Source organism: Ralstonia edaphi, from assembly GCF_958350185.1.
GTDB classification, from domain to species: Bacteria; Pseudomonadota; Gammaproteobacteria; order Burkholderiales; family Burkholderiaceae; genus Ralstonia; species Ralstonia edaphi.
Window position 1 is genome coordinate 594865 of sequence record NZ_CATWHI010000003.1, and the last position, 19071, is coordinate 613935.

14 protein-coding genes and 2 pseudogenes are annotated in these 19071 nt (G+C 61.0%); 10 read left to right on the top strand and 6 right to left on the bottom strand.

Annotation, left to right across the window (positions count from 1 at the left end; translation table 11 throughout):
* The first annotated feature begins 230 nt into the window (after positions 1–230).
* Entirely contained in the window at positions 231–2216 is a 1986-nt protein-coding gene (locus R2669_RS13255; protein ID WP_316900535.1) for a glycoside hydrolase, read from the top strand.
* A gap of 87 nt (positions 2217–2303) precedes the next feature.
* On the opposite strand, the gene R2669_RS13260 is transcribed toward R2669_RS13255, so the two are convergent.
* Together R2669_RS13260 and R2669_RS13265 are read right to left on the bottom strand one after the other, a co-directional pair.
* Entirely contained in the window at positions 2304–3305 is a 1002-nt protein-coding gene (locus R2669_RS13260; RefSeq protein WP_316900537.1) for a helix-turn-helix transcriptional regulator, read from the bottom strand.
* A 256-nt stretch (positions 3306–3561) separates the two neighbouring features.
* Complete coding sequence (locus tag R2669_RS13265; protein ID WP_316900539.1) at positions 3562–4338, bottom strand: hypothetical protein; 777 nt, start codon at positions 4336–4338, stop codon at positions 3562–3564.
* 498 nt (positions 4339–4836) lie between these two features.
* Here R2669_RS13265 and R2669_RS13270 point away from each other — a divergent pair, with 498 nt between their 5' ends.
* Both R2669_RS13270 and R2669_RS13275 read left to right on the top strand, forming a co-directional pair.
* Positions 4837–5205, top strand: coding sequence for a 5-carboxymethyl-2-hydroxymuconate Delta-isomerase (locus R2669_RS13270; RefSeq protein WP_316900542.1), 369 nt, complete (start codon positions 4837–4839; stop codon positions 5203–5205).
* Between the two features lie 104 nt (positions 5206–5309).
* Positions 5310–5417 (top strand): annotated as a pseudogene (locus tag R2669_RS13275) (IS5/IS1182 family transposase); the annotation flags it as partial.
* Between the two features lie 37 nt (positions 5418–5454).
* Here the strand turns inward: R2669_RS13275 and R2669_RS13280 are convergent.
* Positions 5455–6405 carry a fimbrial protein gene (locus R2669_RS13280; protein WP_316900863.1) on the bottom strand — a complete coding sequence of 317 codons (951 nt, stop codon included), beginning with the start codon at positions 6403–6405 and terminating at the stop codon, positions 5455–5457.
* A gap of 555 nt (positions 6406–6960) precedes the next feature.
* Here R2669_RS13280 and R2669_RS13285 point away from each other — a divergent pair.
* The 4 genes from R2669_RS13285 to R2669_RS13300 all read left to right on the top strand — a co-directional run bounded on the left by R2669_RS13285 (position 6961) and on the right by R2669_RS13300 (position 11618).
* Positions 6961–8064: a hypothetical protein gene (locus tag R2669_RS13285; protein ID WP_316900544.1), complete on the top strand. Its 1104-nt coding sequence runs from the start codon at positions 6961–6963 to the stop codon at positions 8062–8064.
* 655 nt (positions 8065–8719) lie between these two features.
* The gene (locus R2669_RS13290) at positions 8720–9193 is read left to right on the top strand and encodes a hypothetical protein (RefSeq protein WP_316900545.1); all 474 of its coding nucleotides are present in this window, start codon (positions 8720–8722) and stop codon (positions 9191–9193) included.
* 293 nt (positions 9194–9486) lie between these two features.
* A complete protein-coding gene (locus tag R2669_RS13295) occupies positions 9487–10164 on the top strand; it encodes a type II restriction-modification system restriction endonuclease (RefSeq protein WP_316900547.1) in 678 nt (225 codons plus the stop codon).
* Positions 10161–11618 (top strand): SAM-dependent methyltransferase, encoded by a 1458-nt coding sequence (locus tag R2669_RS13300; protein WP_316900549.1) that lies wholly within the window; start codon positions 10161–10163, stop codon positions 11616–11618. Before R2669_RS13295 ends, R2669_RS13300 begins: the two co-directional genes overlap by 4 nt.
* A gap of 161 nt (positions 11619–11779) precedes the next feature.
* Here R2669_RS13300 and gyrB read toward each other — a convergent pair whose 3' ends face one another.
* The 3 genes from gyrB to dnaA all read right to left on the bottom strand — a co-directional run bounded on the left by gyrB (position 11780) and on the right by dnaA (position 17405).
* Positions 11780–14308 (bottom strand): DNA topoisomerase (ATP-hydrolyzing) subunit B, encoded by a 2529-nt coding sequence (gene gyrB, locus R2669_RS13305; RefSeq protein WP_316900550.1) that lies wholly within the window; start codon positions 14306–14308, stop codon positions 11780–11782.
* 115 nt (positions 14309–14423) lie between these two features.
* Positions 14424–15539, bottom strand: a complete 1116-nt coding sequence (dnaN, locus tag R2669_RS13310; protein WP_012760842.1) for a DNA polymerase III subunit beta — start codon at positions 15537–15539, stop codon at positions 14424–14426.
* Between the two features lie 276 nt (positions 15540–15815).
* Positions 15816–17405, bottom strand: coding sequence for a chromosomal replication initiator protein DnaA (gene dnaA, locus R2669_RS13315; RefSeq protein ID WP_147213433.1), 1590 nt, complete (start codon positions 17403–17405; stop codon positions 15816–15818).
* A 629-nt stretch (positions 17406–18034) separates the two neighbouring features.
* Here dnaA and rpmH point away from each other — a divergent pair.
* From rpmH to yidD, 3 genes and pseudogenes are all read left to right on the top strand, one after another.
* Positions 18035–18169, top strand: coding sequence for a 50S ribosomal protein L34 (gene rpmH, locus R2669_RS13320; protein WP_003262958.1), 135 nt, complete (start codon positions 18035–18037; stop codon positions 18167–18169).
* Between the two features lie 62 nt (positions 18170–18231).
* On the top strand, positions 18232–18654 hold the full coding sequence (gene rnpA / locus R2669_RS13325; RefSeq protein ID WP_316888928.1) for a ribonuclease P protein component: 423 nt from the start codon (positions 18232–18234) through the stop codon (positions 18652–18654).
* Positions 18651–18947, top strand: a pseudogene (gene yidD / locus R2669_RS13330) (membrane protein insertion efficiency factor YidD); the annotation flags it as partial. The gene rnpA and the pseudogene yidD, both read left to right, overlap by 4 nt.
* Positions 18948–19071: the final 124 nt, after the last annotated feature.

A 19071-nucleotide genomic window follows, 5' to 3' on the forward strand; every position in this document is an offset into this window, starting at 1 on the left:
CATGGCGCAAAGCCATGGGGATTTTCAAGAACTCTCAACAACCCCGTCCTTGCCTTGACGCGTGCCGAGGCGCCATGGGATACCGCGTGCTCAACACAGCGCACCCCACTTTCGTAGGGGGTGGCTGCCCGCGTAACCCATCCAAAAAAATGAGCCCAGACATGTCGTTGACGTTGACGTCGAGAAGAACGCGCGCGCCGCAAGACCCGCATCCACGCCTCGCGCGGAGCATGGTGATCGGTTTGCTGAGCCTGGGGCTGGCGGCCTGCGGTGGCGGCGGCGACGCGCCTGCAGACTCGTCCACGGCCGCAACGACGGCCCCCGTGGCAACGTCCAGCCCCGGGGCCAGCCCGGCACCAGCGCCTGCGCCGGCCACCACCCCAACCACTACGCCGACGCCGACAACGCCAGCCCCGACACCCGCGCCAACGCCCGCACCCACCCCTGCGCCAACCACGTCCACCCCGACGATCATCTGGCTGAACCCTGCATCGATCGCGTGGGGCACGGCGCTCAGCACGGCGCAGTTGAACGCCACCGCCAATGTGCCCGGCACCTTCACGTATTCGCCGGCGGCCGGGACCAAGCTGGAGGTCGGCACGCAAACCCTGTCGGTGACATTCACGCCGCAGGACACAACCAAATACGCCAGCACCACCGCCGTGCGCACGCTGATCGTCAACAAGGCCGAGCCGCCGGTGCGGTGGGACTTGCCCGCTGCCGTGACGCAGGGCTCAGCGCTGACGCCGGCGCAGGTCTCCACCACGCCCTACGCGCTGTACGGCATCGGGGGCACGGTGGACCCGGCCTCTTACACCACGGCCGATGGCGCACCGCTGAGTGCCGCCACCACCAGCACGGCTGGCAGCGTGATCCTGCAGGCGACGTTCGTGCCGCGGGACAGCGCGCACTACCGCACGGCCCTGGTCAGCACCGCGCTGACCATCAAGCCCGCCGCTGCGGCCGCCGCCATCAACTTTGGCAGCGCGAAGCAGACCATCCAGGGGTTCGGCGGATCGGCGGCCTGGTACTACAGCAAGATGGCGGACGACCGCCTGAACGCGCTGTTCGGCACCAGCCTGACCGACAGCCTTGGGCTGTCCATCCTGCGGCTGCGCATCGCGCCGGCCGAGTGGAACACCACAACGCAGACGGCCGACACCACGCAGTGGACAGCCGAGCTTGAGAACGGCGCCGCCGCCCAGGCACGCGGCGCCCTCGTCTTTGCATCGCCGTGGACGCCCCCGGCCAGCATGAAGATCGTCAACACCACCCGCAGCAACCCGCTCTACAGCGGGCGCCTGGACCCAGCGCACTACGCCGACTACGCCAAGTACCTGAACAGCTACATCCGCTACGCCGCCACGCGCAACGTGCGGCTCTACGCCGTATCCCTGCAGAACGAACCGGACTGGGACCCGGCGACCTACGAATCCTGCCTCTGGAGCCCCGACGAAATGCGTGCCTGGACTGCCGCCCAAGGCGCGGCAGCCGTGGCCGGCACCACGACCAAGCTGATGGCCCCGGAATCGTTCTACTTTTCTCAGGCCACGGCGGACACGCTGCTGGGCGATGCCAATGCGGCCGCCAACGTCTCGATCATTGGCGGCCACTTGTACGGCGGCGTGCCCGCGTATCCGACGTCAGCCCGCAGGCTGGGCAAGGACGTCTGGATGACCGAGCACTTCCTGGACTCCGTCAACAAGGCCGACAACAAGACGTCTTGGCAGACGAGCATTGATGATGCGATTGCCATTGCAAAGGAGATCCACGACGGCTTTACGCTGGGGCAGTACAACGCCTACGTCTACTGGTGGCTGGTCAACTCCAACGACGCCCAGCCCACCGGCCTGATCGGCTCGGACAACAAGCCCACCTACTTCGGCATTGGCCTGAAGCACTTTGCGTACTTCATCCGCCCCGGCTACGTGCGCTACGACACGACAACGCTGCCGCAGAAGGGCGTGCGTGTTTCTGCGTTCGGCACGCCCGCGGGCGCCGCCGACAACAAGGCCGTGGTGGTGCTGGTGAACGAGAACGCCACGGACGTGACCCTGACGACGTCGATCAACCCGGCGGGCCGCACGGTGACCAGCCTGACGCCGTACCGGACGACGGCAACCGCAACGTTTGAGCAGCAGGCGGCGGTGGCCGTGAGTGGGAATACGTTTACGGTGACGCTGCCGGCGAAGAGCGTTACTACGTTGGTGAACTAGGCACCGCCGAGGCAGCATCGCGAATCAAGGATCGGGAACCGCGCATCGGCCGCCTTGGCGCGGCCGTCGCGGCCGTTGTTGCACGCATCATCGTGCAGCCATGACACGCGCAGCGACAGCACTGCGCGATTCAATCCCAAGCTTATCCAGCACCCGCCCAACGTGGCTGCGCACCGTCCAGTAGCTGATATTCAGCGCCTTGGAGATCTGCTTGTCCGACAGGCCCTTGAGCAGCAGTTCGCACACCTCGCCTTCGCGCCGCGTCACCTTGAACGCCTGCTGGAACCACGCCCCCGAGCCCACGGTACCGGCCGTCAGATACAGGCGGTGAACGATGCGGCCATCTGCGGCGTGTTCGAACTTTGTGCAGAGGTCGAACCCGGCCCACTGCATCGGCTCGCTCGCGCCTAGGGCGATCCGGTTCAACAACTGCAGCAACCCTTCGCGCTCGATTGCGCTCCAGCCGGCCATCAGCGCTTCTGCGGCGCGGTTGGGTTGTGGGGCCCGCGCAGGGTCGAGCACGAACGACGGGCGGCTGCTGGCGGCGCGTCCATCGCCCTCCAACGCGGCGAAGGCGCGTTGCCGGTGGGCGTTGATGAGGTGTGGACGCAGCAGATCGAGAATACGCAGCTCGCGCTCGCCAAAGACGCGGCCGACTTCGCTCGTGCCCAGGCGGTAATCGAGCAAGGTTCCGCCGCCGGCATCCAGGCACAGGCTCATGCCTGGGTAGACCTTGTACCGCGTGAGGAAATCGGTGAAGTATTCCGTGCGCTGCAGGCTGCGCCGGCCGATGATGCCCTCCACGAGCAGCGGGTCTGCGCGACGGTGCAACAGCGGGGAGATCGGGTCGACCGCATGGAAGTACTGCTTGTAGTCCGCATTCAATTGGTGATCCCGGCCCCATGTGGAGGTGTGGATGGGAACGGGGTTGGCCTCGTGCCGGACGATATGCGACATGACATCAATGCCCAACAATGACTCGAGCTTGCGTGCCACCGCAGGGCGCTCCGCCACGCTATCGGGCGATGCCTCGTGCAGGCTGCCGACGAGCGCCGTCAGCAATTGAAGATCTTTGAGCGAAAGCGTCATTGCGACCCTACTGCACCTGAGAATGCTGGACCGACCCGGCAGGGCGAGACATCAAGCGGAGTGCTCATGGCACACCGCAAGGGGCGCTCGCGCTCTGCACCAGCGCTGTGGATGCGTGCATGCCGATACGGCGCACGGCCGGGGACCTTGTCGACCTCGTCGACCTCATCGACCTTGTGGAAGGTTGCGGAATCAAGCCCCGACATGGGGCTCAGAGTGCGCGTGGGCGGAAGGCGCCAGCTGCTGCCGTCACTCGTCACTGGCCGGCGCGCCCGTGCAGCCAGCGGCGTGCGCGTGACAGCCAGCCATCGGGCGGCGGCCCGGCGTGAGGCGGCCCGGCGTGCAGCGGCTGCACTGGCGCCATGGTTGGATTGGATTGACTGCCCACACAGATTTCCAACGCGCCGCACTCCTTGAGCGTGCGCAGCAGCAGGCGCGCCTCTTCGAGTTCAAGTGCACCGTGATGGACGAGTTCATCCAGGCTGACGGGGCGCGCGGTCATGCCATCCATTGCCACACGAAAGCGCGGTTGGCTGAGGTGCGCATCCAGCGTGACGGGCCTGAGCAAGCGGTATGCGGGCTTGTCGGTCGCGGTGATATCGGGCGCGATGCCGGCGGCGTTAGCGGTGGCGGTATCGGAATCGGTCTGGATGAACGATGCGCTGCCGGCCTCGATGGGCTGCCTGCGACTGTCCATCAGCCGCAACGCGATCAGGTCGAGCACGCCCCAGAGCATGGGGGTGCTGAAGGCGCGCGGCAGACTGAATACGTCGTCGCCCAACACGTCGGGCGCAGGCTGACCCAGCCATAGCTTGAAGGGGCCTGCCGCGCGTACGTCGGCTTGGTCACCCTCCAGCACCAGCACGTCGGCCTGGTGCGGCTCGGCTTCATCCCATTGATAGAGCGAGCGCGCTGCGATTGCCCGGATGCTGGTACGCACCCGATGTTGCTGGGCCTGTTCGAGATACTGCAGCGAAATGCGGCCACGCCGATTGTCCACCAACCGTACCGCAGATGGCGTATGAGACTGCATGCGGCTTTCCCCTCAAAACAATGCAAGGGCCACTGACTGTGCAGGGCCAACGCTGTGCCGAGGGGCTTCCTCACCCGTGGGGCGTACTGGCGATGACCCGTTCATGCCAGCACGCGCACTGCGCTTATTTTTTGTTGGCTGTGCAGGGCTTGCGCCGGACACGCCGTATCAGGCTGGAAACTACCATCTGCGCGCGCGTGCTAACGGTGGGGCTGAGGAAAGTTGAGTATTGGGGTGGTAGCGAACTTCATGCGGTGTGATCGTGGATTCGCGTTGGCTGAGCGGATGGCCTAAGGGCTAACCACATCAGGTACCAATCGAAGGCCATCAAGAATGCCCGGACACCACAGTGAGCTGCCGGGTGGGCGCGAAGCGGTTGGCCAGACGGCCGTTTTCTGAATCCCCCACTGTGGAAATTGGCGTTGGCCCAGGGGCTGCCCCTTGCATCACAATCTGTGCCGCACTCCCCCAACAACCGCCGTGCAGCACGGCCCCGCCATGCCCCATCTCACACTTGAATACTCCGCTAACCTCAACGCCTTTGACGCCAAAGCGACCCTGCTCGCCGTCAACACAGCCCTTGCTGCGACCGGGCATTTTGTTGAGGCCGACATCAAAAGCCGAAGCCACCGGTGCGACACGTTTGCCGTTGGCACCGCCAGCGCGCCGCGCGCATTTGTACACGCTGATCTCGCGATCTTGAGCGGGCGACCGTTGGAGACGCGGCGCGAACTGTCGGCAAGCGTGTTGGCGGTCTTGCAAGCGCAGTGCAGTGCGCCGGCAGGCGTGCACCTTCAGCTTTCTGTGCAGGTGCTGGAGATTGAGCGCGACTCGTATGCGAAGGTGAGCATCGAGGCGCACGGTTGATAGATGGGCATGCCCGCCCGTCACGGGAATGCGTCCATCTCTTGTTATGGGCTGTAGCCACGCCGCTCTACGGCGGCTAGATCGGGAAGCGAGATGGCGTCTCCTTCTGCAAGTTGCGCCTTCGTTTCGAGCGCTCTCTGGATGCTCATCTCGCTTTGCTCACCCTGGCTTGCGCCGTCATCCGCGGGCCATTCGTCGACCGGTTTTGTTAGCGGCCCTTACAGTCGAGCGCTTCCGCGCCGCCGCTCGTTACTGATACTCCATCAGCACCGACATGGCGGCATTCACCGTGCCGGGCGTGACGTTGGTTTCGGTCTGAACGTATGACACCCGCATCGGGATCGAGAACGAACCGCCGGTGTCCTTGTTGTAGTCATCGATTCTGGTGGACGTATCGAATACAACAGGCGCCCCCGCACTGTCAGTTACCTTGATCCTCACGCCTTTGGCGGTTGATTCGGGCGAAAGCGGCAATACACCTGCCGAAGCCTCGATCGTGTCGCCCACCGGCTTGAGCCTGTAGAAGATCTTGTTGTATCCCTTCGGGCAGTCGTTAATGCTGATCTGGAAGCTGCGCTCGGCAGCCGTTGCCCCAATGCCAGTCAAGCTTCTTGCGCGGGTGGGTTGCAGTTCCACGGTCTGACTTGGCACCGAGCAGCTCCCTTCGATTCTGGTCAGCCTCGTGTTAAGGCGGATGTAGTTAATGATCCTGTCGGATCCCGACATTGTTTTTGTGAAAAACCAGAACTGAATTTCATCGGTTGATCCGTTAATCAACTCCGGGGAACTGTCCCTCAGCAATTGAATTTCGACCGGCGAAGAAAATGTTATGGGCGATTTATCTTCATTCATCCTTGTCTGAGGTTTCCCATTGACAAGGACTTGCATCTCCAAGCCTTTGATTTCCGTGACAACGGCCGGTCCGTCGACCGCCACGCCCGGTATGTCACCCGGGACGAAATGAATCTGGCTAACAGGACGGAAATTCACCAACCTGCATGTACCCTCGCCACATAACTGTTGGGGCGTCAAATAGTCTCTGGCCACAACGGTGTTAGCCGGAACATACCGGGGCAGTGAGAGTGCGGTAGGAAAAGGACGGAAATCCGTGCCGAAAGCGGACGTGGCCGCAGTCAAGCCCAGCGTCGCCGCTACTGCCCGCCCCAAGCGCATGGCTTTCAGACGCCGGTGCATCTTCATTAGTTTGAGATACGCCCGCGCTTCGAGTGCGCCGTTCAAGTAGACGCGGTTTTTGGTGAGTCCGCTTGCGCTGGAAGACGTGTGCGCGTGGGTGGGTGTTGCAGGTGGAGACGGGTAAGACGCGGGGCGGTGCCCGCTGGGACTTGCAGTCATGACAGCCTCTCTGGGTTCAAGGAGGCTCGCCATCTCGTCGCCAGACGGGGGTGGCGGGCCTGACGGCGGGGCTGGCGAACCGACCCCCAGAGAAAGCCGGCAGACCCGAAGGTCTCCCCACCCGGCCCGCCATAAGGGCATGCACGAGTGCATACGGACGAGACCGCTGCGGCGGGTGTCCGTCTTCTCTGGTATTGCCATGTCAGGTCGCCAAACCCGGCTACCGTTGGTGCGGCAGCGGGGCAATTATAGCGATGGAGGTTTATGTGGGCGTCTGATTCTTGCTAAAGCCCTGCGGAGCTCGTTTGCCATACCCTTTCGCCCCATCGACTCACGGAGTCACAGGCCTTCCTTTCTGCTAGTGTTGGCTGCAACACAACGAGAGCTGGGGAGGAAGTAGATATGGGCAATGCCCTAATGATTGACAACTGGACGCTGCAAGACGTTGAAGCCCTAATGCAGAACGGGATCGAGCCGAAAGACGTTTCCGAAATAGCAATCTCGGAAGACCGGCAGACCCATCGATTCGATCCAGTTCCATCGGGCACGATCCAGATAGACGCTCTCATTAGTCTGCTTACCAACATCGTCTGTTTCGACCACTTGCACGTTGACAGTGGTTTCGTTGAAGCCTGGCAGCGCGACGGCGGTTTTTTGGCACCGCTCGAGAGTTTAGGAGTTGTGCAACCAGACGACTACACGGCGCTTGGACAGAGTCTCAACGATATTCGGGAGATGATCCTCGCCGAGCTTTGTGTGACCGAATCTCTTCGCACGGCTATGCAAAAGATAAAACTGGAGTGGGAGCTAACGCGCTCCACATCTTCACCTCACCTCTCAGCTTTAGTTTGGGGGGGTGCAGGCCTTCTTGCCAGAAGCGATCTCACCTCGACACCTTACTTCGGGCATCCATTCCGACGAAGGCTCGTTGCGGAGACCCAGATGTTTTATCACCAAGCTAATGCCGTTCAGCAATTTGAAAAATTCATCGAGACGGAGCGAGCCAAGATGTTTCGCTACCGCAACGAGCGGTTCGGCGGCGCGATGGCGAAGGTCGTGCTTCCGCCCATACCCGCTTACATCATCGAAGAATCGAACTCTATTCATGACCTCATCCCGGTGGCAGTACAGATGCGTGATAAGTACGCAGGCCTGCGACAGTGGCTTGCGGACTATCAACGAGCGATCGAAGAAGAAGATGAGGGAAAGCAACTCCGTTTCGAGCAAACTCTGACAGCCGTCGGAAAGTCCATTCAGGTTAAGTACGGAGCGGAAAAATCTGGCTCTCTCGGCATATCGCTGAGCGCGGCATTTTTTAAAGCAGATGTATCGAAAAGACTTGTCGACGGAACGCTTAATAGATTCGGCGTACGCTCGACGTTGGCAAAGCTGATCATGGCGCCGCGAGGTCAACAAGCGCTAGCCAAGCTAGTCGGAATGCTCGGAGAATCCAAATCTAGTCTGGGGCGCACTGTACTGCTTAGTTGTCAGAAGCGATTCAGTTGACAGTTGTACGTCTGACCTGCATCGGGCTCCGAGCCCCAAGGACCAACCACACGTTGCACATTTTGGGCAGACGGGCGCAGCGACCAGGCGTCAGACATACAAGCTCGACTCGTTGCCCTACCCCGGTGCCCCATCGAACACTGAGCGCCGCAGTTTTCGGTTCGTGTGTCGAGGTCAAACATTCGATTTCGGCAGCCTCCGAGCGGTGCTCCGCCATCAAACCACCGCGCACGGCCGTTAGAGGCCCGAGCTCGGCTCAAAAACATTCGATACATCGGAGCCTCGAGAACCGAGCTTCGCCGTCAAAGCCTCGACGCTGACGCGTTCTGACTGGCGCGCCACCGCCCGAGGTTCAAAGCCCGCTGTCGGAGCTCGAAAATTTCGAGCTCCGACAGCGGAATGCGAGTGTTTGTGGCTCGCGATTCGCCTGCAACGGTTCGAGATCGAACCCGAAGGCCGCGGCCTCGGGCAAGAAACATGCGTAATCGGCGATTTGAGACCTGCGCTCCGACCTCAGACGTTTGCGCAGAGGCGACACACCGACCCGGGTTCTGTCAAAAGTGGTGACCTGCCTTGATATCGGGCCCGTAGCAAACCAATCTCGCCCGGTCGTGCCAATTGGCGCGACCTTGTTAATACGTAGAGAAGGAATGCAATGTCACAGAACCTGATTTCGCTTCAACTCACCACCGCAGACCTGAGCGCAGTAGATGCCGCGCTGAAGACGCTGGAAGAGAAGCTCGCGGGCTTAATCGATCTGTCGATCGACCAGCGCATGACCATCACGAAGATGGGCGACAAGTCGGAAGCGTTTTGCCGTAAAGCTGTTGAGGTGCTGGGTAACAACCCCGGCGTGCTTTCGGTGAACTACAGCTTGGCAGAAGTGAAGCGCGACTTGGCGGCGTTTGATGCGCTGCGCCCTCGCGTCGTTCGCGTGGAGAAGCTGCTTGAAAAGATGCACGACTCGCAGATGGCACTGGGCAGCGATTTGATGACGGCTTCGCTGGAGGGGTATGCGTATCTGAAGGTGGCCGGCAAGGGTGAGGCTTTGGATACGGCTCGGGCGGCGCTGTCGATGCGGTTTAGTCGGGGGGCGCGGAAGAGGGTGGAGGAGGCGCCAGCGCAGTGAGGTGATGGGTTGTTGATGGTTTGAATGGAGCCGCCCCGTATCGGGCGGCTTTAACCTATTTTGGGCCAACCTTCGGTACGCCTGTAAGTGTGGAGGCAAGTCGGAACTCCAAGATGTCACAGGCCAGAGACGTACACGTCATACCCCTCCTCTATCCAATGGGGCGGGTAGAACTCGCCGCTTCCCCGCAGCCAAGAATTGAAGGACCGCCGGATTGAGGTAAATTCTAGGGCCGCTGCGCCAACCAACTGCAGGCCCTCTCACTCACTACACGGCCGCCTCCAACTGACAACATGACCAAACTAGCACTGACCATAGATCTCTTGTGCGCAGAAGCACAGGCCTTTTCGGATGCGGAGAGCACACATGGGGAGCCTTCTCTCTATGGCGTAACCGACGGCAAAGCGGTAGGGACCTATCTTGAGCACAAGTTTCGTGCTTTTCTAAAAGATCGATACGAATTTGAAGAGGGAAATTCCGCAAACGGTATCGACTTCCCAGGCCTTGGCGTGGATATGAAGGTCACAAGTATCAGGCAGCCTCAATCCTCTTGTCCCTTCAAATCGGCTCGGCAGAAGGTCTATGGCCTTGGATACGGGCTTATCGTATTTGTCTACGACAAGGTAGACGACCCAGCTATTCGCTCCTCCACTCTGCGCATGACCGACACAGTTTTCGTGGAATCACAGCGCACTGCCGACTTTCAAATGACTCGTGGGCTACGCCAAATCTTGGAGAGCGAAGGAAACACTGAAGATTTGATGGCCTATATGCAGGACAAAAATCTTCCTGTAGACGATATTGAGCTCAAAAATCTGGCAGAGGAAATTCTCATTAACAAACCGGAACAAGGCTATCTCACAATCTCGAATGCACTGCAATGGAGATTGCAATATGGTCGAGCTATTGAGAAGGCCGGCGTGGAGTCAGGGCTACGTTCTATCTACAAGAGCTCGCCGCTTACGAAATGACTACAGAGAAGAAAAGACGAATTGAGTTCGGTGACTTTCAGACGCCCGATGACTTGGCGAACCAACTATGCACTTACCTGCATCAGTTGGGCTTACGTCCCGATGTTGTAATTGAGCCCACCTGCGGCGTGGGTGCGTTTGTCTTGGCTGCTGCGCGAGCTTTTCCGGAGGCTGAGGAGGTACGGGGCATTGACATCAATGGCAGTTACCTAGATCGCTTGCAAGAGCGCTTAGCGGCCGAGCCGGTAACACCGAAAGTACGACTCGATCAAGCAGACTTCTTCTCCACTGACTGGCAGTCGATCACGCAGGCCCTGGAAGGACACCTATTGATCCTTGGAAATCTGCCGTGGGTGACAAGTTCTACGCAGGGAGCTATCGGCGGAACAAACTTACCGGAGAAAACTAACTTCCTCGGCTTCAACGGCTTTGAAGCTATGACGGGAAAGGCGAACTTCGACATCTCCGAATGGATGCTTCTGGACATGTTCCGATGGCTCTCGGGCCGCCGCGGCGATGTTGCGATGCTGGTAAAGACTGCGGTAGCTCGAAAAGTGCTGGCCCATGCCGAGCGCCAGGGTGAACCCGTCGTTAATGCACTCATTGTCGAGATCGATGCGAAGAAGCACTTTGGGGCATTTGTTGACGCGTGCTTGCTGGTCATCCAGCTAGACCCACAAGCAACGCCTTCGTATGACTACACCATTCTTAAGAGCGTAGACGATACCGGCGGTCGCAGGGTGGGACATCGACAAGGCCTAACGATAAGTGATTTAGACGCGTTCTCAGCATGCTCTTTTCTGGTCGGGCAGAGCCCCCAGAAGTGGCGGTCTGGAGTCAAGCACGACGCATCTGGCGTGATGGAGTTCACGAGAGTTCCGGGAGGATATGAGAACGGACTTGGTGAAATTGCAGATCTTGAAGACCAGTACTTGTTCCCGCTACTCAAAGGGTCGGATATCGGGAGCAACAAGGATTGGCGTAGCAAGTTTGTGCTCGTAACGCAGAGAACAGTCGGACAAGACACCGCCCCGATTCGCGTCATTGCGCCCAAGACCTGGGCCTATCTCGAAGCTCACGCTACCCAACTTGATGGCAGAGGAAGCTCCATCTACGCAAAGAACCCGCGCTTCTCGATCTTTGGCATAGGAGACTACGCGTTTCGCCCCTGGCGCATTGCGATTTGCGGACTATATAAAGCATTGCGATTTCGGCTTGTTGGCCCCATTGAAGGTCGCCCCGTGATGTTCGACGACACGGTCTATTTCCTATCATTCGATACAGAGGAAGAAGCTCGGAACGTACTCAATCTTTTGCAATCGCCGCAGGCAACAAGCCTTTTGTCATCGCTAATTTTTTGGGATGAAAAGCGTCCGATTAAAACCAGCATACTTAACTCGCTCGATTGGAGTCGGTTTGGTGACTCTGACCAAACGCAAATGACGTTGCTTTAGCCTTTTTTACAAACGATTCTTTTCAAGCAAAAATTCCGAGCACCTCGATCGCCGGGAACTTGCACCCTCAGCGAAATTACCGCATAAATCTCGCGTCATAGGGCAAAAAAAAACCGAGAGAAAATCTCTCGGTTTTTTCATTATAGGGAACTCGCGTTACCTCAAACATCAATATTCCGCGCCACCAACGCATTGCTCTCAATGAAGTTCCGGCGCGGTTCCACGTCGTCGCCCATCAGGGTGGTGAAAATCTGGTCCGCGGCAATGGCGTCTTCAATCTGCACGCGCAGCAGGCGGCGCTGGGTGACGTCCATGGTGGTTTCCCACAGCTGCTCGGGGTTCATTTCGCCCAGACCCTTGTAGCGCTGGCGGCTCACGCCGCGCTCGGCTTCGCTCAGCAGCCAGGTCATGGCGGCGTGGAAGTCTGAGACGTTCTGCTCGCGCACCTTGTCGCCGGTGCCGCGGCGCACCTTGGCGCCTTCGCCAATCAGGCCCTGGAAGGTCTGGGCGGTGGTGGCCAGGGCGGCGTAGTCGGCGCCGGCCACGAAGTCGGCGTCGATGTGGCTCAGGCGCTGGTTGCCGTGCTGGCGGCGTACGACCATGACGCGGTATTTCTCGCTCTTTTCGTCGTACTGCATGAAGGCGTCTGCGGTGGCGCCGCCGTTGGCGCTGCTGGCGTTGCCTTGCATTTCCAGCAGGCGGGCCTTGAGCGTGCGGGCGCTGGCTTCGGCTGCGGGTTCGCTGGACAGGTCCAGGGCCACGCCTTCGGCAATGGCGCGCAGGGCGTCGGCGTCAATCACGCGAGACAGGCGCTCGATCACGCCGCGGCTGAGCTGGTACTGGCGTGCGAGTTCGGCCAGGGCGTCGCCGGCAATCTCGGTGCCGTCGGCACGCACGAGCACGGCGGTGTCCAGGGCCTGGCGCACGAGGTAGGCGGCCATCTCGACGTCGTCTTTGATGTAGCGCTCTTCCTTGCCGTGCTTGATCTTGTAGAGCGGCGGCTGGGCGATGTACACGTGGCCGCGCTCGATGATCTCGGGCATCTGGCGGTAGAAGAACGTGAGCAGCAGCGTGCGGATGTGCGAGCCGTCTACGTCAGCATCGGTCATGATGATGATGCGGTGGTAGCGCAGCTTGTCGAGGTTGTAGTCGTCTTTGCCAATGCCGGTGCCCATGGCGGTGATGAGCGTGAGCACTTCCTGGCTGGAGAGCATCTTGTCAAAGCGCGCGCGCTCGACGTTCAGGATCTTGCCCTTGAGCGGCAGGATTGCCTGGAACTTGCGGTCGCGGCCTTGCTTGGCAGAGCCGCCTGCGGAGTCACCCTCGACGATGAAGAGTTCTGACAGCGCGGGGTCTTTCTCCTGGCAGTCGGCCAGTTTGCCGGGCAGGCCCATGCCGTCGAGCACGCCCTTGCGGCGCGTCATTTCGCGGGCCTTGCGGGCTGCTTCACGCGCGCGGGCGGCTTCAACGATCTTGCCGCAGATGATCTTGGCGTCGACGGGCGTTTCCAGCAGGAAGTCGCTCAGCGCCTTGGCCACGACTTCTTCCACCGGCAGGCGCACTTCCGACGAGACGAGCTTGTCCTTGGTCTGCGAGCTGAACTTGGGCTCCGGCACCTTGACGGACAGCACGCAGGTCAGGCCTTCGCGCATATCGTCGCCCGAGGTGTCGACCTTGGCCTTCTTGGCGATCTCGTTGTCGGAGATGTACTTGTTGATGACGCGCGTCATGGCGGCGCGCAGGCCCGTAAGGTGGGTGCCGCCGTCGCGCTGCGGGATGTTGTTGGTGAAGCAGAGCACCTGCTCGTTGTAGGCGTCGTTCCACTGCATCGCCACTTCTACGGCCACGCCGTCTTTCTCGCCTGCGGCAAAGAAGATGGTGGGGTGCAGCACGGACTTGTTCTTGTTGATGTATTCAACGAAGCCCTTCACGCCGCCCGAGAAGGCGAAGTCTTCTTCCTTGCCGGTGCGCTGGTCGGTCAGCCTGATGTGCACACCGTTGTTCAGGAACGAGAGCTCGCGAATGCGCTTGGAGAGGATCTCGTAGTGGTATTCGACGTTGGTGAAGATCTCTTCATCGGCCAGGAAGTGCACTTCGGTGCCGCGCTTGTCGGTGGTGCCCGACACGCGCAGCGGCGAGACCTCGACCATCTGGCCGTCCGGCGCTTGCACGGTTTCGATCAGGCGGTTTTGCGGCACGCCCTGTGCAAACTCGATGTAATGCACCTTGCCGCCCTGGCGCACCGTCACCTTCATCCACTTCGACAGGCCGTTGACGCAAGACACGCCCACGCCGTGCAGGCCGCCCGACACCTTGTAGCTGTTCTGGTTGAACTTGCCACCGGCGTGCAGCTCGGTCATGGCGATCTCGGTCGCGCTGCGCTTGGGCTCGTGCTTGTCGTCAAACTTGATGCCGGTCGGGATGCCACGGCCGTTGTCGATCACGGAGATGGAGTTGTCCGTGTGGATGGTGACCTGGATCTCGGTGCAATGCCCGGCCAGTGCTTCGTCGATGGAGTTGTCCAGCACCTCGAACACGAGGTGGTGCAGGCCGGTGCCATCCGAGGTGTCGCCGATGTACATGCCCGGCCGCTTGCGTACCGCCTCCAGGCCTTCCAGGATCTGGATCGAGGCGGCGTCATAGCTGTTGGCCTCGGCGGGGGTGGATTGCGGTTTCTGCTCTTCGGTCATGTCGTTCTGCTCGCAGCCATGGGCGTTTTGCGCACACAGCGGGGTTGCTTAAAAACGGCGAAGGGGCGGATCGTCACGATCCAGCCCCTCGTCTTGCTCTGGGTGCAGCGGTGCGTCAAATGCGCATCGGCATGACGACGTACTTGAAGGTGTCGTCGTCCGGCAGGGTGATGAGTGCGCTCGAGTTGGAGTCGCCCAGGCTCACCTGCACTTTTTCGGCCTTGAGGTTGGCCAGCACGTCCAGCAGGTAGGTGACGTTGAAACCGATATCCAGCGCATCGCCCTGGTAGTCGATTTCGAGTTCTTCCTGCGCTTCTTCCTGGTCAGCGTTGGTGGAGCTGATCTTCAGGACGTTGGTGTCGAGCATGCAGCGCACGCCCTTGAACTTGTCGGTGGTCAGGATGGCCGTGCGTTGCAGCGCCTGCTGCAGGAAGGCACGGTCGATCGTGAAGCTGTTGCGGTAACCCTTCGGGATCACGCGCTGGAAATCGGGGAACTTGCCTTCGACCAGCTTGGAGATCAGCTCGATATTGCCGAAGGTGAACTTGACCTGGTTCGATGCCAGTTGCACCGAGACAGGATCGTCCACGTCTTCCAGCAGGCGCTGCAGTTCGAGGATGGTCTTGCGCGGGATGATGACTTCCTGGCGGCCGCCGGCACCTGCCGGTTGCTCGCCGGTTTCGACGCCGCAGTAGGCCAGGCGGTGGCCGTCGGTAGCGACAGCCATGACTTGCTTGCCGTCCACCACCAGCAGCATGCCGTTGAGGTAGTAGCGGATGTCTTGCTGGGCCATCGCGAAGTGCACCATCGCCAGCAGGTGCTTGAGCGTCTTCTGCGGCAGCGTGATGCGGGCACCGAAATCGGTTGCCTCTGCGACGGTCGGGAATTCTTCGGCGGCCAGCGTCTGCAGCGCAAAGCGGCTCTTGCCGGATTGCACCGTCATGCGCTTGTCGTTGAGCGTGAGCGCGACTTCGCCGTCAGGCATGGCACGCAGGATGTCGACGAGCTTGCGGGCGGCCACGGTGGTGGCGATGTCGCCGGCGCCGGCGCCGCAATCGGCGTGCGTGGTGATCTGGATTTCGATGTCGGTGGACAGGAAGGAAACCCGTTCACCTTGCTTGGTGATCAGCAGATTGGCCAGGATGGGCAGCGTGTGTCGGCGTTCCACGATGCCGCTCACGATTTGCAGCGGACGCAGCAGGTTGTCTCGCGAGGTTTTGACCAATTGCATGAAGGCGATCCTTGGCTTGAGAGGTGACACCGCGCGCGCCCCAGCCTGGGCCACATGGGCCGGTGCCTGCAGGAGCATTCGCGATTAACCCAAAGTTGTTGTAAATCAAGGGGTTAATCACAAATTATACCGCAAATAAGGGGGCGCTGGATAGCGTCACGCGCGCGGCAAATATGTCTATTGTGCATGAAAAGACGCCCGCATTCGAGCGGGCGTCTGTCGAGGCTTGATTCAGGGCGAATGGCTTTGCCATGCGCTCTGCTGACCATCGCGGGGTCAACCCTTGAGCGTTTGCTCCAGCACGTGCAACTCGTGGTTGAGCTGGGCGTCCTTGGTGCGCTCGTCGGCGATCTTGCGCACGGCGTGCAGCACCGTGGTGTGGTCGCGTCCGCCAAACAATTCGCCAATCTCGGGCAGGCTTTTCTGCGTGAGTTCCTTGGCCAGATACATGGCGATCTGGCGCGGGCGCGCGATGTTGGCCGGCCGCTTCTTGGAGTACATGTCCGCGACCTTGATGTTGTAGAAATCCGCGCAGGTCTTCTGGATGTTCTCCACCGAGATCTGGCGGTTCTGCACCGTCAGCAGGTCTTTGAGCGCCTCCCGCGTGACCTCGATCGTGATCTCTTTGCCGTGGAAGTTCGAGTACGCCAGGATCTTGCGCAGCGCGCCTTCCAGCTCACGCACGTTCGAGCGCAGGTGCTTGGCCACGAAGAAGGCCACTTCTTCCGGCACGGTCACGTTCTCGGCCTGCGCCTTCTTCATCAGAATCGCGACGCGCATTTCCAGCTCGGGCGGCTCGATGGCCACGGTCAGGCCGGAGTCGAAGCGCGAGATCAGGCGGTCGTCGATGCCGGTGATCTCTTTCGGATACGTATCGCTGGTGATGATGACCTGCGCGCGGTTGGCAATCAGCGCCTCGAACGCGTAGAAGAACTCTTCCTGCGTGCGGTTCTTGCCCGAGAAGAATTGAATGTCATCGATCAGCAGCAGATCGAGCGAGTGGTAGTAGCGCTTGAAATCGTCGAACGCCTTGCGCTGGTATGCCTTCACCACATCGGACACGTACTGCTCCGCGTGGATGTAGCGGATGCGCGCACGGGGGTTCTCCATCAGCATGAAGTTGCCGATGGCATGGATCAAGTGCGTCTTGCCCAGGCCCACGCCGCCGTACAGGTACAGCGGGTTGTACGACTTGCCCGGGTTGTTGGCCACCTGGATGGCCGCGGCGCGCGCCAACTGGTTCGCCTTACCGGTGACGAAGTTGTCGAACGTCAGGATCTGATTGAGCCGCGAGCGCTCGTGCACGGAATCGTCCACCGGCGCCTGCGGCGGCGCGGCCAGGCTCGTGACCACGGCGGGCGCCTGCGGCGGCATGCGGTACGACTGCGCGCTGACCTCGGCCGCGTCCATCACGGGCACGTCGATATCGGCGGCGGCATGGCTGGCCGTTGCGAGTGCGGTTTCGCGGTACACGGACGGCGCGGGGCGCAGCGTGGTGGCGTCATGTGCAACACCGTTGCCGGCCGGCATGACCTGCCGCGGTTGAATTGCTTGCCCGCCGAGGGGTTGCATCGGCACCGGCGCGAGCGCGGGCTGGAGGGCCGCCTGGCGCTGGCCGGCGGTCGGGTCGAGCACGAACTGCACATCGACCGCCGCCTCCCAGTAGTCGCACGCGAGCGACTGGATGCGGCCCGAGAACTGGCTCTTGACCCAGTCGAGCTTGAAGCGGTTGGGCGCGGCAATCCGCAGCGTGCACGCCTGCTCGTCAAACGACAGCGGCGTCAGCGGCTTGATCCACGTCTTGAATTGTTGCGGTGTCAGCTCACTCTCGAGCTGAGCCGACGCCGCATGCCAGAAATCCTGCATCGTTATCGTTAGGTGTTTGACCGGCGCCACACGCGTCTGATGACGTCCCCGGGAGGGCCGGCCGCCGGGCTTCTGGCGCAGGCCAGAAACCGGGTGGCTTTCGTTATTGGAACGGGATTGTACCCCCTGCCGAAAGTTATCCACAAAGGATAAGTCTGTGGATAACCTGTGGACCCGCTGTGAGTAGCGGTGGACAACCGATTTTGTTGACTTCCCGCAAACCCAGTCCCGACAACGCTTTTCGCAGAGCACACCAAGCCGCACAAGGCGATGGGGACAACTCGCCAGTGGGTGGATTTCGGGCGCGGAGCGCACGTTATCCCCAATTAGCAAGGCTTGACAGATGTGGAAAATGCCGCTTAAATGTCGGGTTCTGCGATGCGCAGCAGGGGAGCGCACGCTTGTTCGTGTCAGATGCGGGGCGAGAAACACTTCGTCACGACTGATCCGGCTTAGGCCCGATGCTCTCGGTGCCCGATGTTCCGGTGACACCCTAGACCTGAACAACATAGCGCACGGCAGTCTGCGTGGGCGATTTCTCTGACTGAATCGACACCAGGCCGCGGCGGTAGCCCTAGGCCCGGCGCGTGCGGCAATGTCCGCACCACCCATTAACAAGAGAGTGCATCATGAAGCGTACCTATCAACCTTCCGTTACCCGTCGCAAGCGCACCCACGGTTTCCGTGTTCGCATGAAGACCCGTGGTGGCCGTGCTGTGCTGAACGCACGCCGCGCCAAGGGCCGTAAGCGCCTGGCCATCTAAAGACGGCCGCGCCGAGGGTGGCGGCTCATAGTCGTTGCCCATGGCTTTGCGGCACGCTGGCGATGGGCTTGTACGCCTACCCCAAGGCCGCGAGGCTGACAAAAACGGATGAGTTTTCATCCGTTTTTGCTTTGCGGCCGGTCCGGCGTAGTCGTCACTTCGTTCTGTATGTGCGCGCCAACGGCGCCGCGCAAGCGCGCCTGGGCGTAGTGATCGGCAAGAAATTCGCCAAACGCGCTGTCGAGCGCAACCTCATCAAGCGTCAGTGCCGCGAGTTGTTCCGCCTGCGGCAGCCCTTGCTGGGCGGTCGCGACGTGCTGATCCGCCTGCACGCCAAGTTTCCGCGCCAGGACGTACCGACCGTGACCGCCTTCAAGCGCATCTGCCGCGAAGAGCTGGTGCACCTCTTTGAGGTTGCCGCGCGTCCATTGCCGGCACCGCCTTCGGCCACACCGTCCCAGCCCGGCGCTGGGAGCACGCCATGACGCGCGTGCTGCTGTTTCTGCTGCGCATCTACAAAGTGGCGTTCAGCCCGTTTGTGGGGGCGCAATGCCGATTCCTCCCGACCTGTTCCGACTACGCGCGCGATGCCGTGCTCGCTCATGGGCCCGGTTACGGCAGTTATCTTGCGGCAAAACGTCTATGCCGCTGCCATCCGTTCGCACAAGGCGGGTATGATCCTGTGCCGCCCGCCGCTGGCGACGCTGTGCCCCGCTCCACCGATCCCGCATCGACCGACGCGACCGCAGCTGACCCCCAGCCTGCGCGGCCGTCGATCCAGGCAGTGCCGGAAAACGTAGCGAGCAGCCCAAAGTTGGACCGAGAAGCGCAACCGTACAAGGGTACGGTGAGCAACGCAGGTTCAAGACCGGGCTGCGCAGCCGTTTTTCGGCGCTGGCTTC

Excerpts from the sequence above, each read along its gene's own strand:
- R2669_RS13255 (WP_316900535.1), top strand. The coding sequence starts at position 231 with ATGGTGATCGGTTTGCTGAGCCTGGGGCTGGCGGCCTGCGGTGGCGGC.
- R2669_RS13260 (WP_316900537.1), bottom strand. The coding sequence starts at position 3,305 with ATGACGCTTTCGCTCAAAGATCTTCAATTGCTGACGGCGCTCGTCGGC.
- R2669_RS13265 (WP_316900539.1), bottom strand. The coding sequence starts at position 4,338 with ATGCAGTCTCATACGCCATCTGCGGTACGGTTGGTGGACAATCGGCGT.
- R2669_RS13270 (WP_316900542.1), top strand. The coding sequence starts at position 4,837 with ATGCCCCATCTCACACTTGAATACTCCGCTAACCTCAACGCCTTTGAC.
- R2669_RS13280 (WP_316900863.1), bottom strand. The coding sequence starts at position 6,405 with ATGAAGATGCACCGGCGTCTGAAAGCCATGCGCTTGGGGCGGGCAGTA.
- R2669_RS13285 (WP_316900544.1), top strand. The coding sequence starts at position 6,961 with ATGGGCAATGCCCTAATGATTGACAACTGGACGCTGCAAGACGTTGAA.
- R2669_RS13290 (WP_316900545.1), top strand. The coding sequence starts at position 8,720 with ATGTCACAGAACCTGATTTCGCTTCAACTCACCACCGCAGACCTGAGC.
- R2669_RS13295 (WP_316900547.1), top strand. The coding sequence starts at position 9,487 with ATGACCAAACTAGCACTGACCATAGATCTCTTGTGCGCAGAAGCACAG.
- R2669_RS13300 (WP_316900549.1), top strand. The coding sequence starts at position 10,161 with ATGACTACAGAGAAGAAAAGACGAATTGAGTTCGGTGACTTTCAGACG.
- gyrB (WP_316900550.1), bottom strand. The coding sequence starts at position 14,308 with ATGACCGAAGAGCAGAAACCGCAATCCACCCCCGCCGAGGCCAACAGC.
- dnaN (WP_012760842.1), bottom strand. The coding sequence starts at position 15,539 with ATGCAATTGGTCAAAACCTCGCGAGACAACCTGCTGCGTCCGCTGCAA.
- dnaA (WP_147213433.1), bottom strand. The coding sequence starts at position 17,405 with ATGCAGGATTTCTGGCATGCGGCGTCGGCTCAGCTCGAGAGTGAGCTG.
- rpmH (WP_003262958.1), top strand. The coding sequence starts at position 18,035 with ATGAAGCGTACCTATCAACCTTCCGTTACCCGTCGCAAGCGCACCCAC.
- rnpA (WP_316888928.1), top strand. The coding sequence starts at position 18,232 with ATGGGCTTGTACGCCTACCCCAAGGCCGCGAGGCTGACAAAAACGGAT.